The organism is Jezberella sp. (assembly GCF_964834465.1).
Genome location: NZ_CBAZRM010000004.1, coordinates 162,307 through 175,813 on the forward strand (window position 1 = coordinate 162,307; position 13,507 = coordinate 175,813).

Annotated in this window: 6 protein-coding genes; all 6 read left to right on the forward strand. The window is 53.7% G+C overall.

Annotation, left to right across the window (positions count from 1 at the left end; genetic code table 11):
* Window positions 1-59: 59 nt before the first annotated feature.
* Entirely contained in the window at window positions 60-2,759 is a 2,700-nt protein-coding gene (aceE, locus tag AC1W8Y_RS04475; protein WP_482013267.1) for a pyruvate dehydrogenase (acetyl-transferring), homodimeric type, read from the forward strand.
* Between the two features lie 30 nt (window positions 2,760-2,789).
* Window positions 2,790-4,157: a dihydrolipoyllysine-residue acetyltransferase gene (gene aceF, locus AC1W8Y_RS04480; RefSeq protein ID WP_482013268.1), complete on the forward strand. Its 1,368-nt coding sequence runs from the start codon at window positions 2,790-2,792 to the stop codon at window positions 4,155-4,157.
* A 9-nt stretch (window positions 4,158-4,166) separates the two neighbouring features.
* Window positions 4,167-5,981 carry a dihydrolipoyl dehydrogenase gene (gene lpdA / locus AC1W8Y_RS04485; protein ID WP_482013269.1) on the forward strand — a complete coding sequence of 605 codons (1,815 nt, stop codon included), beginning with the start codon at window positions 4,167-4,169 and terminating at the stop codon, window positions 5,979-5,981.
* 98 nt (window positions 5,982-6,079) lie between these two features.
* Complete coding sequence (gene purL / locus AC1W8Y_RS04490) at window positions 6,080-10,114, forward strand: phosphoribosylformylglycinamidine synthase (RefSeq protein ID WP_482013270.1); 4,035 nt, start codon at window positions 6,080-6,082, stop codon at window positions 10,112-10,114.
* A gap of 97 nt (window positions 10,115-10,211) precedes the next feature.
* Window positions 10,212-11,672 (forward strand): IMP dehydrogenase, encoded by a 1,461-nt coding sequence (gene guaB, locus AC1W8Y_RS04495; RefSeq protein WP_482013271.1) that lies wholly within the window; start codon window positions 10,212-10,214, stop codon window positions 11,670-11,672.
* Between the two features lie 10 nt (window positions 11,673-11,682).
* The gene (gene guaA / locus AC1W8Y_RS04500) at window positions 11,683-13,278 is read left to right on the forward strand and encodes a glutamine-hydrolyzing GMP synthase (protein ID WP_482013335.1); all 1,596 of its coding nucleotides are present in this window, start codon (window positions 11,683-11,685) and stop codon (window positions 13,276-13,278) included.
* Window positions 13,279-13,507: the final 229 nt, after the last annotated feature.

The window sequence follows — 13,507 nt, forward strand, 5'->3', positions numbered from 1 at the left end:
GGGAAAAATTGGTAAGGTCACGACAACATCACACGGCCTCAGTGCCACAGGAGATCGCTATGGCACCACAAGCTGCCGCCTATAACGCTGCTAATGATGAAGACATGCTCGAGACGCAAGAATGGCTCGATGCCTTGGCAGCCGTGCTGGACAAGGAAGGCCCAGAGCGCGCCCACTACCTGTTAGAGCGACTGACGGATTTAGCGCGTCGCTCCGGGGCCAATATCCCTTACTCAGCCAACACGGCCTACTTAAATACCATCCCTGCCGGGTTGCAGGCCCCCTTGCCAGGTAACCCTGACATCGAAGAGCGAATTCGCGCGTATATCCGCTGGAACGCCATGGCGATGGTGGTCAAGGCAAATAAGCATAATCCTCCCGATGGTGGTGATCTCGGCGGCCACATTGCATCGTTTGCCTCCTTGGCAACCATGATTGGTTGCGGTCAGAATCACTTTTGGCATGCCGATACGCCTGAGCGTGGCGGCGATCTGGTTTACTTTCAGGGCCACTCATCGCCAGGGGTCTACGGGCGTGCCTACCTCGAAGGTCGTCTGACTGAAGACCAACTGGATAATTTCCGCCAAGAAGTTGACGGTAAAGGCCTGTCGTCTTACCCGCATCCAAAGTTGATGCCAGAATTCTGGCAGTTTCCAACGGTGTCGATGGGGCTGGGGCCCTTGATGGCCATTTATCAAGCTCGCTTTTTAAAGTACCTGCATGCACGCGGTATTGCCGATACCAGCCAGCGTAAGGTGTGGGTTTTTTGCGGTGATGGTGAGATGGATGAGCCTGAGTCACTGGGTGCGATCAGCCTTGCTGCCCGTGAGAAGCTCGATAATTTGATTTTTGTCATCAACTGCAACTTGCAGCGACTGGATGGCCCGGTGCGCGGTAACGGCAAGATCATTCAAGAGCTCGAGGGTGACTTCCGTGGCAGCGGCTGGAACGTCATCAAACTAATTTGGGGCGGGTACTGGGATCCTCTCTTAGCCAGTGATAAAGAGGGTATTTTGCGCAAGGTCATGGAAGAAACCGTCGATGGCGAGTTTCAGGCGTACAAAGCCAATGACGGTAAATTTGTCAGAGAACACTTCTTTGGCAAGCATCCGCAGTTGCTCGAAATGGTTTCGCGCTTGAGCGATGACGATATCTGGCGTTTGAACCGCGGCGGTCACGATCCTTACAAAGTGTTTGCTGCCTTTGACGCAGCGACGAAGACGGTCGGTCAGCCAACGGTGATTCTCGCCAAGACCATTAAAGGGTTTGGCATGGGCAATGTGGCGCAGGGTAAGAACCCAGCGCACCAACAGAAGAAACTTGATCACGACAGCGTTAAAGAGTTTCGTGATCGCTACAACATCCCAGTGACCGATGAGCAGCTCGATGATCTGCCTTACTACAAACCAGCTGAAGATTCGCCTGAAATGGCCTATATGCATGAGCGCCGTAAAGCCTTGGGCGGTTACTTGCCCAAGCGCAGGACGAAGGCTGATGAAAAGCTCAAAGCCCCCGCGCTTGAGGTGTTCAGACCCGTCTTAGAACCCACCGCCGAAGGTCGCGAAATTTCGACCACACAGGCGTTTGTTCGCATTCTGAATCAGGTCTTGCGCGACAAAGAGCTGGGGCCGCGGGTGGTGCCTATCCTTGCGGATGAATCCCGCACCTTCGGTATGGAAGGGTTGTTCCGTCAGATTGGTATTTACGCCCCAGAAGGCCAAAAGTATGTGCCGGTAGATCGCGACCAAGTGATGTATTACCGCGAAGCCGCTGATGGCCAGTTGCTGCAAGAGGGCATCAACGAAGCGGGTGCGTTCAGTTCTTGGATTGCTGCGGCGACCTCATACTCGACCAATAACCGTATCATGATCCCCTTCTTTATTTACTATTCCATGTTCGGGTTTCAGCGGATTGGTGATCTGGCGTGGGCCGCTGGCGACATGCAAGCGCGCGGATTTTTGTTGGGCGGTACCGCGGGTCGTACGACCCTGAACGGCGAAGGCTTGCAGCATGAAGATGGCCATAGCCACATCATGTCTTCTACCATTCCGAACTGCGTGTCCTATGACCCGACCTTTGCCCATGAACTTGCGGTGATCGTACAACACGGCATGAAGCGCATGATCGAGGATCAGGAAAACGTTTACTACTACCTGACCGTGATGAATGAGAACTATGCGCAGCCCGGCCTGACCGCAGGTGACGAGGCTGGCATCATCAAAGGCATGTACAAACTCAAGGCCGGTGGCAAATCCAAATTGCGTGTTCAATTGATGGGGTCAGGCACCATTCTTCGTGAAGTCATGGCAGCCGCTGACCTGCTTGAGCAAGATTGGGATGTCGCGGCCGATATCTGGTCGGTCACGAGTTTTACTGAACTGCGTCGTGACGGCATGGATTGCGAGCGCCATAATTTGCTGCATCCCGAAGACGCGGTGCAGGTTCCTTATGTGACCCAGTTACTTGAAAATAACCCCGGGCCCATCATTGCCTCGACGGACTACATGAAATTGTTTGCTGACCAGATTCGTCCTTTCATCCCCAGAGGCCGTGATTACAAAGTCTTGGGTACGGATGGTTTTGGTCGCTCGGATTTCCGGGCGAAGTTGCGCGAACACTTTGAGGTGGATAGACATTTCGTTGTCTTGGCTGCGCTGCGTGCCTTGGCTGACGAGGGCAAAGTCCCTGTGGCCAGTGTTGCGCAAGCGATCAAGAAATACGGTATCAATCCAAACAAAGCCAATCCTCAATACGCTTAAATGCACCTGATTACGTAAAAGAGAAAAACCATGAGCAACGTGACTGCTATTACGGTTCCGGATATTGGGGACTTTGACGCTGTTGAAGTGATTGAATTATTGGTCAAGGTGGGTGACACCATCAAAGCCGAACAAAGCCTGATTACCGTCGAATCCGATAAGGCTTCTATGGAAATTCCCGCCTCACAGGGCGGGGTAGTGACCTCCATTGACGTAAAAGTTGGGGATAAAGTCAAGCAGGGAAGTGTGGTCCTGCATGTGCAAGCCAGTGCTGCGGCTGACACCGCAGCGAGTACGGTGTCATCAACGGCAACGGCCCAGCCCGTAGTGGTTGCCCCCACAGTTGCCCCCACAGCTGCCCCCACAGTGGCACCAGCTGCACCTGTCACAGATGCACCATCGAGCGACGCAGCGGCAACTGCTGCGGCAGCCGCCCCAGCCGCAGGTAAGCTTGAAATGCCGGCGTCTACCGCTGGTTTGCCGCATGCCTCACCTTCTGTGCGCAAATTCGCACGTGAGCTCGGTGTTGATTTGACCAAGGTTACCGGGTCAGGTCAGAAACAACGAATTACCCAAGAAGATATTCAAGCCTTTGTTAAACAAGCGTTGGCGGCTGCATCATCTGGCACATCGAGTGCATCCACCGGCGCATCCCTCGGAGGCGGGCTTGATTTACTGCCTTGGCCCAAAGTTGATTTCGCCAAGTTCGGTGCGATTACCCCGAAACCTTTGTCACGGATCAAAAAGATCTCTGGCGCGAATCTTCATCGCAATTGGGTCATGATCCCCCATGTCACCAACAACGACGAAGCGAACATCACTGACCTTGAAGCGTTGCGTGTGACGTTGAACAAAGAGAACGAGAAAGCGGGTATTAAGTTGACGATGCTCGCATTCTTGATCAAAGCGGTGGTTGCCGCTTTGAAAAAATTCCCTGAGTTCAATGCGTCACTTGAGGGCGATAACCTCGTCCTGAAGCAGTATTACCACATCGGGTTTGCTGCCGACACGCCCAATGGCCTGGTCGTCCCCGTGATCCGGGATGCAGATAAAAAAGGGGTGCTGGATTTGGCTCGTGAATCTGGTGAACTCGCCAAAAAGGCGCGTGACGGAAAATTAAGCCCAGCAGAGATGCAGGGTGGGTGTTTCTCGATCTCTTCCTTGGGTGGGATTGGTGGCACTAGCTTTACGCCCATCATTAACGCGCCCGAGTTGGCCATTCTTGGCGTATCTAAGTCCTACATGAAACCGGTTTGGGATGGCAAGGCTTTCGTGCCGCAATTAACGTTGCCGATGTCTTTGTCCTACGATCACCGGGTGATCGACGGTGCCGCCGCCGCTCGGTTCAATGCGTATCTGGGCAGCTTGCTGGCCGATTTCCGCCGTATCGCACTGTAAAGGGACATCATGAGCAATCTCGTTGAAGTAAAAGTCCCCGATATTGGTGATTTCGATTCGGTTGAAGTCATTGAAGTGCTGGTTGCGGTCGGCGATATCGTTAAGGTTGAACAGAGTCTGATCACGGTCGAATCGGACAAGGCCTCAATGGAAATCCCGTCTTCTCACGCAGGGGTGGTCAAGGCTGTGTCGGTCAAAGTGGGTGACAAAGTCAAGCAAGGCAGTGTGGTGCTACAAGTCGGCGTGCAGGCTGGTGCCACTGCGGATACCGCTGCAGCAACAGTTGCTGCACCGGCTGCTTCAGCGCCCGCAAGCGCGCCCGCCGTGGCGGCCGTGGCGGCCGTCGCTACTGCTGCTTCGTCGACAACGCCGCCACCTGCGGCATTAAGCGTCCCAAGCTACACGGGCCAGGTCGACAGTCAATGCGACCTACTGGTCTTGGGTTCTGGGCCCGGTGGCTATTCTGCGGCATTTCGGGCCGCCGATCTTGGTTTAAAAGTCGTCTTGGTCGAACGCTATGCGACGCTAGGGGGCGTTTGCTTGAATGTGGGATGTATTCCCTCCAAAGCCCTGTTGCACACCGCGGCCGTTCTTGAAGAAGCTCAAGCACTAGCGGATCATGGCATTAGCTTCGGTGCACCCACGATCGATCTTGACAAGCTTCGTGCTTTTAAAGATGGGGTCATTGGCAAGCTCACGGGCGGATTGGCTGGCATGGCCAAGGCGCGCAAAGTCACGGTGGTTCAAGGCGTCGGTGAGTTTGTTGGCCCTCACCACTTGACGGTGAAAGGGCAAGCCGGTACCCAGACGATTGAATTTGCTCAGGCGATCATTGCCGCTGGCAGTCAGTCGGTCAAACTCCCCTTCATGCCAGAGGATGAACGCATTGTTGATTCGACGGGCGCGTTGTTGCTCAAAAGCATCCCTAAAAGGATGTTGATTATTGGTGGCGGCATCATTGGTCTGGAAATGGGGACCGTCTATTCTGCGCTCGGCGCGCGTCTCGATGTTGTTGAAATGCAAGATGGCTTGATGCAAGGAGCAGACCGCGATTTGGTGAAAGTATGGCAAAAAATGAATGCGCCTCGCTTTGATCATTTGATGCTCAAGACAAAGACCGTCGCTGCCGTCGCCAAACCAGATGGCATTTATGTGACCTTTGAAGGTGAAGGGGCACCCAAAGAACCCCAGCGTTACGACCTCGTCTTACAGGCGGTCGGTCGCACGCCAAACGGCAACAAAATTGGTGCAGCCAAAGCGGGTGTCGCGGTGACTGACCGAGGGTTTATCAATGTCGATCGTCAGATGCGGACCAACATGCCGCATATTTTTGCCATTGGTGATTTAGTCGGTCAACCGATGCTGGCGCACAAAGCCGTTCACGAGGGCCACGTGGCAGCCGAAGTCGCTGCTGGTCAAAAGAGCTTCTTTGATGCGCGAGTGATCCCGTCGGTTGCCTATACTGATCCTGAGGTTGCGTGGGTAGGTTTGACGGAAGATGACGCCAAGAAGCAGGGCATCGCGATTACCAAGGGGTTGTTTCCCTGGGCGGCGTCTGGGCGTGCGATCGCTAATGGGCGGGATGAAGGCTTTACTAAGCTGTTGTTTGATGCGGCAACGCACAAGATTCTCGGCGGCGGTATTGTCGGTACGCACGCAGGTGATTTGATCAGCGAAGTGGCACTTGCCATTGAAATGGGTGCAGATGTTGTGGATATTGGCAAGACCATCCATCCTCACCCCACTTTGGGTGAATCGGTTGGATTAGCGGCAGAAGCGGCAGAAGGTCATTGCACCGATTTGCCGCCTGTTCGAAAAAAATAACCAATCCTGGGTAATCAAGGCTTTGGTTCAACATGGTAGGCGCAGTTTGTTGGGTGAGGGTAAACTCTAGTCTCACCCAACTAGCCACTAATTGACCTGTGTCCCATATTCTGCAACTGCCCGGCTCCAGTGTCCTCTCAACGTTTCGTCGAGAGAAGCTTGTCAAAAAACTTCAATCCCTCGGCCTGCCAGTGTCGGCAGTCGAGGCAAGTTTCCAGCATTTTGTTTCCATGGACGAGGCACCTGATCACGAGACCCTTGGCCGTGTGACTGCGTTGCTCAACTACGGGTCGCCGCTGGATGGACAAGGCCAACAAGATCAAGGGGTTTCTTTGACCGTCATCCCCAGATTGGGGACAATTTCTGCTTGGGCAAGTAAAGCGACAGACATTGCGCACAATTGCGGGTTTTTTACCGTCCGGCGCATCGAAAGGGGGATCAAATACACCCTGATCCCTGAACGTAGTTGGTTGAAGGCGAAAGCGTTGAATGCAGACATGCTGGCACAGGCCGCGGCATGCCTGCATGACCGTATGACAGAAACGGTGGTTGATGATAGCTTTGACTTTAGTCATCTGTTTGTCTCTTTGCCGGGTAAGCCAATGTTGACTGTGCCCGTCGTCGCAGACGGTCGAGGCGCGTTAGTCAAAGCCAATACCGAGCTCGGTCTTGCACTGTCAGACGATGAAGTCGATTATCTGACCAAGGCGTTCACCGACTTAAAGCGTGATCCAACCGACGTCGAACTGATGATGTTCGCACAGGCAAACAGTGAGCACTGTCGTCACAAGATTTTTAATGCTCAATGGGTCATTGACGGCCAACCTCAGCCGAACACCTTATTCAGCATGATTCGTGCGACGCATGCAGCACAACCTCATGGCACGGTTGTCGCTTATTCCGACAACGCAGCCGTGATGCAAGGCGGTCGTGCACTGCGTTTTCAGGCAGCCAACGCGACTGAAACCGAGGCACCCATTTATGCCGCCCACGAGAAGCTCGTGCATACGTTGATGAAAGTCGAAACGCATAATCATCCGACGGCAATTGCCCCGTTTGAAGGTGCAGCGACCGGCTCTGGGGGTGAAATTCGCGACGAAGGCGCGACAGGTCGGGGCTCTAAGCCCAAGGCTGGTCTGGCCGGCTTTACTGTGTCACATCTGCGGTTGCCTGAGGCACCTCGCGTTTGGGAAGCCGATCATCACGCAAGCCCCGACCGCATTGCGTCACCGTTGGCTATCATGATTGACGGTCCTCTTGGTGCGGCGGCGTTCAATAACGAGTTTGGCCGGCCCAATCTACTGGGTTATTTTCGCTCGTATGAGCAAACCACTGGTGACACGAAATGGGGTTATCACAAGCCCATCATGATTGCGGGTGGTCTTGGCAGTATTGATGCGGGATTAACTAAAAAGAACATTATCCCGCCCGGTGCCTTATTGATCCAGCTGGGCGGGCCTGGTTTGAGGATAGGGATGGGGGGCGGTGCGGCATCCAGCATGGCGGTAGGTACGAATAGCGCCAAGCTGGATTTTGATTCGGTGCAGCGAGGCAACCCAGAAATCGAGCGTCGTGCTCAAGAGGTGATTGATCGGTGCTGGCAACAAGGTGATCGAAATCCTATTATTGCCATCCATGACGTGGGTGCCGGCGGGTTGTCAAATGCCTTTCCTGAACTGGTGAACGACGCCGGCCGTGGCGCACGATTCGATTTGCGCCGCGTGCCACTCGAAGAATCCGGTATGTCGCCCGCTGAAATCTGGAGCAACGAGTCACAAGAGCGTTATGTGCTCGCCATTGCACCGGAAGATCTTGAACGGTTCAAAGACATTGCCACTCGCGAACGCTGTCCCTTCTCTGTCATTGGTGTGGCCACCGAAGCGCGTCAATTACAGGTGGTCAACGGCGAGGGTGTGACAGGTCTGGATCAGATTCAGCCCCAACAAGGGACACGCCCCGTGGATGTGCCGATCGATGTGATTCTTGGCAAAGCCCCGAGGATGACGCGTGAGGTCGACCGGTTGCCAGGTAAAACCGAGCCCTTAGATCTGACGCTGATCACGCTTGAGGAAGCAGCCACCAGGGTGCTGCAACATCCAACAGTCGCTAGCAAATCGTTTTTGATCACGATTGGTGATCGCACCGTGGGTGGCTTATCGAGCCGCGATCAGATGGTTGGCCCATGGCAGGTACCCGTCGCGGATTGTGCGGTGACGCTCGCGGATCACGACGGGACGCGCGGCGAAGCAATGGCCATGGGTGAACGCACCCCACTGGCCGTGACCAATGCGCCAGCCTCGGGTCGGATGGCAGTGGCTGAAGCGCTGACCAATCTGGTGGCTGCCGATGTGGCAAAACTGGAAGACATCAAGTTGTCAGCCAATTGGATGGCTGCTTGCGGTGCCCCAGGTCAAGATGCCGCGCTCTACGACACGGTATCAGCAGTCAGTGAACTGTGCCAAACCGTCGGCTTGTCCATCCCCGTGGGCAAAGACTCATTGTCGATGCAAACCGCATGGACAGAAGGGGATGAAGCCAAATGCGTGATAGCCCCAGTCTCACTGATTGTGACTGCCTTTGCACCAGTGACCGATGTTCGTCACACGCTCACGCCACAGTTGCGTACGGATGTGGGCCCGACGAGCCTGATCATGATTGATCTCGGTCTCGGTAAACATCGGCTGGGTGGATCGATTCTCGCTCAAGTGAGCAATCAGCTTGGTGAGCAGACCCCGGATATCGATGATGCTGAGCTGTTGCGGGTGTTCTTTGTGACCATCCGCGCGCTGGCTGAGTCGGGCGTTATTCTTGCCTACCATGATCGATCCGATGGTGGCTTGTTTGCGACGGTTTGCGAAATGGCCTTTGCAGGTCATGTCGGGGTGTCAATCAATCTTGATATGTTGACCATCGATCCGCATGCTGCAGATTGGGGCGATTACAAGATTCGCCCCGAGCAGGTTGCTGTGCAACGCAATGAATTGACGCTCAAAGCCTTGTTTTCAGAAGAGGCTGGTGCCGTGATTCAGGTGCCTGCCGCAGAGCGGGATGCCGTGTTGCAAGTCTTGCGAGCCGCAGGTTTATCAGCGGCATCACATGTGATTGGCAGTTTGAATGAGCGCGATGATATTGAGTTTTATCGCGATGCCAAAAAGATTTGGGGACACCCCCGTGCTGAACTTGGCAAAATCTGGAGCGAAGTCAGTTATCAAATCGCTCGTCAACGTGAAAACCCTGCCTGCGCGCAGGCCGAATGGGATGGATGGTCGGATCGTGACGATCCTGGTATGACGCCTAAGGTATCTTTTGACCCCCAGCACAACGTTGCTGCCCCTTTTATCAATCAGGGCGCTAGGCCTCGCGTGGCGATCTTGCGTGAGCAAGGTTGTAACAGCCAGGTTGAAATGGCTTGGGCGTTTGATAAGGCAGGCTTTGAGGCCTGGGATGTTCACATGACTGATTTGCAGAATGGTTACGTTGATCTGTCACTGTTTCAAGGGCTCGTGGCTGTGGGTGGTTTTAGCTATGGTGACGTGCTTGGTGCCGGTGAAGGCTGGGCACGCAGCATTTTGTTCAACAACCAACTGTCGGATCAGTTCGCACAATATTTTGCCAGACCGAACACGTTTGGTTTGGGTGTCTGTAATGGTTGCCAAATGCTCGCGGCGCTGGCGAAGATGATCCCTGGTGCAGAGCACTGGCCGCGGTTTACGCGTAATTTGTCTGAAAAGTACGAAGCTCGTTTCTCGATGATTGAAGTGTTGCCGTCGCCGTCACTGTTCTTTGACGGTATGCACGGTGCGCACATCCCTGTTGCGGTCGCTCACGGTGAGGGTTTTGCTAACTTTAGCCAGCAAGGTGATGCGAGCAAAGTGCTAAGCGCTGCGCGTTTTGTTGACAATCGCGGTGCGGCGACTGAGCAGTATCCGTTTAACCCCAATGGCAGTCCGAATGGATTGACCTCGGTCACCACACAAGATGGTCGTTTTACTGCCTTAATGCCGCATCCAGAGCGCGTCACTCGCAATGTGATGATGTCTTGGCACCCAGAAAAGTGGGGTGAAGCTGATTCGGTCGGGCCATACACGCCATGGATGAGATTTTTTCAAAATGCGAGAAAATCACTCGGCTGATCGGTTTGAAAACGTCGCTTGACGAGCGCTTGTTCGGGTTCTCCCTGACGGCGCTTTTAGACCATCGTATAATCTTGCTTTGCGCTCGGAGCTTTCTATGCGTCTTATCCAAACCGCGCTCACGTTCGACGACGTGTTGTTGGTGCCCGCCTACTCTTCAGTACTGCCCCGAGATACTTCTTTGGTCACGCGTTTGACCAGAAATATCTCTCTCAATATCCCCCTAGTATCAGCCGCCATGGATACCGTGACGGAAGCCCGGTTGGCCATTGCCATGGCGCAAGAGGGCGGTATTGGCATCATCCATAAAAACCTCACTGCCGCTGAGCAGGCTCGTGAAGTAGCTCGCGTCAAACGTCATGAGTTCGGCATTGTCACTGACCCAATTACCGTGACCCCGATGATGAAAGTGCGTGATGCGATTGCGTTGCAACGTCAGCATGGGATCTCAGGCCTTCCGGTGGTTGAGGGCGGCAAGTTGGTCGGCATTGTCACCAACCGCGATTTACGTTTTGAAGATCGGCTTGATGAGCCTCTGCGCAACATCATGACCCCTCAAGAGCGTCTGATTACGATGAATGAGGGCGCCACTCTCAGCGAAGCTCAAACGCTGATGCACAAGCATCGGTTAGAGCGTGTGTTGATCGTCAATGATGCGTTTCAGTTGTGTGGCCTGGCGACCGTCAAAGACATTGTCAAAAACACTGAACACCCGATGGCTTGCAAAGATAGCCACGGTCAATTGCGTGTTGGTGCGGCGGTCGGTGTGGGTGAAGGGACGGAAGATCGGGTCGAGAAACTCGTGGCGGCTGGCGTTGATGTCATCGTCGTAGATACCGCGCACGGTCACTCTCAAGGCGTAATTGACCGCGTTCAGTGGGTCAAGCGTACTTTTCCCAAAATTGAAGTGATTGGTGGCAATATCGCCACCGCGGCGGCGGCTCGTTCGCTGGCCGATGTGGGTGCAGATGCCGTTAAAGTCGGTATTGGTCCTGGCTCGATTTGCACCACGCGCGTGGTCGCTGGTGTTGGTGTGCCCCAGATTACGGCGATTTCTGATGTTGCCCGTGCGCTCGAGGGTACTGGCATCCCGCTGATTGCCGATGGTGGCGTGCGTTTCTCTGGTGATATCGCGAAAGCACTGGTTGCTGGTGCGTCAACGGTCATGATGGGTGGGATGTTTGCTGGCACCGACGAGGCGCCCGGTGAAATTGAACTCTATCAAGGGCGCTCTTATAAATCCTATCGCGGCATGGGCAGCCTGGCGGCGATGGCTGAAGGTTCGGCGGATCGTTACTTTCAAGACCCAGCCAATAATGCCGACAAAATGGTGCCAGAAGGGATTGAAGGTCGCGTACCGTACAAGGGCAGTGTGCTGGCCATTATTTATCAATTGGTCGGTGGCATTCGCTCATCGATGGGCTATTGCGGTTGTGCCACCATCGAGCAAATGCGAACCAAACCTGAGTTTGTTCAGATCACGTCGGCGGGTTTCCGCGAGTCGCACGTCCATGATGTGCAGATCACTAAAGAAGCCCCTAACTATCGTGCTGACTAATTCATTGACCATGTCTCATCAACGTATCCTTATTCTTGATTACGGTTCACAAGTTACTCAGCTGATCGCACGTCGTGTGCGTGAGGCTGGTGTGTATTGCGAATTGCACCCTGGTGACGTCTCCGACGAGTTTTTGAAGCAGCAATTGTCACTTGGTCTCAAAGGCGTAATCCTGTCGGGTAGCCACGCTTCGGCCTATGACGTCGATTCCTTAAAAGTACCAGCCCTTGTGTTTGAGCTTGGGGTACCGGTGTTGGGGATATGCTATGGCATGCAGTCCATGGCACAGCAGCTCGGCGGCGAGGTTAGTTATTCTGATCATCGCGAGTTTGGCTATGCAGAGGTCAGGGCTCGCGGACACACTCGATTGCTCAAAGACATCGTCGATTTCACGACACCCGAAGGCCACGGCATGCTCAAGGTGTGGATGAGTCACGGTGATAGCGTCAGTCAGTTGCCACCAGGCTTCAAACTCATGGCATCGACCGACTCATGTCCGATTGCTGGCATGGCTGACGAAGTGCGTGGTTTTTATGCCGTGCAATTTCATCCTGAAGTGACGCACACTGTTCAAGGTCAAGCGATCTTGAATCGCTTTGTCAATGAGATCTGCGGCTGTGTCGGTGATTGGACCATGCCCAGTTATGTTGACGAAGCTGTTGAAAAAATTCGTCTGCAAGTCGGTGATGATGAAGTGATCTTGGGGTTGTCGGGCGGTGTTGATTCATCAGTGGCCGCGGCGCTGATTCATCGTGCGATTGGCGACCGTTTGACCTGCGTCTTTGTGGATCACGGTTTGCTGCGTCTGAACGAGGGTGCTCAGGTGATGCAGACGTTTGCACAAAACATGGGTGTCAAAATTATCCATGTCGATGCGATCGAGCAGTTCATGAGCAAGCTCGCTGGTGTGTCTGATCCAGAGGCCAAGCGCAAAATCATCGGTAAAGAGTTTGTAGAAGTGTTTCAAGTTGAAGCGGCCAAACTGAGTAAGGCCAAATGGCTTGCGCAGGGCACCATTTATCCTGATGTGATCGAGTCTGCCGGCGCTAAAACCGGCAAGGCGGTTGCCATCAAGTCACACCACAATGTCGGTGGTTTGCCTGATACCTTGAACTTGAAGCTGCTTGAACCGTTGCGTGAATTGTTTAAAGATGAAGTGCGTAAACTTGGGTTAGCCCTTGGGTTGCCTCATGGCATGGTCTATCGGCATCCTTTCCCAGGGCCTGGGCTTGGGGTGAGGATTCTGGGTGCGGTAAATAAAGAGTTTGCTGATCTGTTGCGCCGTGCAGATGACATTTTCATTCAAGAACTGCGCAACATGATCGATCCCGAGACCAAGAAGAGTTGGTATGACCTGACCTCACAGGCGTTTGCCGTATTTCTGCCGGTCAAGTCGGTCGGGGTGATGGGTGACGGGCGCACCTATGACTACGTGGTCGCTTTGCGCGCCGTTCAAACCTCGGATTTCATGACCGCTGATTGGGCGCCACTGCCTTATCCCTTGCTTGCTAAAGTAAGCTCGCGGATTATCAATGAAGTGCGTGGGATTAATCGGGTGGTGTATGACGTATCGTCTAAACCGCCAGCGACGATTGAGTGGGAGTGACTTTTTGAGCGTAAGTAGTTGATTTATATAGGTTTTCTACTTACACAAAAGTTTCACAAACTCAAAAAGTCTGTTGATTTTATTGAGAAAAGACTTTACAGTTACACGTAAAGCCGCACAGCGTTGCGGCTACTCAAAAACGTAGTTACTCTAAAGTCCAATGGCACTCAAAAAAGCTGAATTTAATGACGACGAAGTTCCAATATTTGAGGAAGCGTTAGTCTACAAA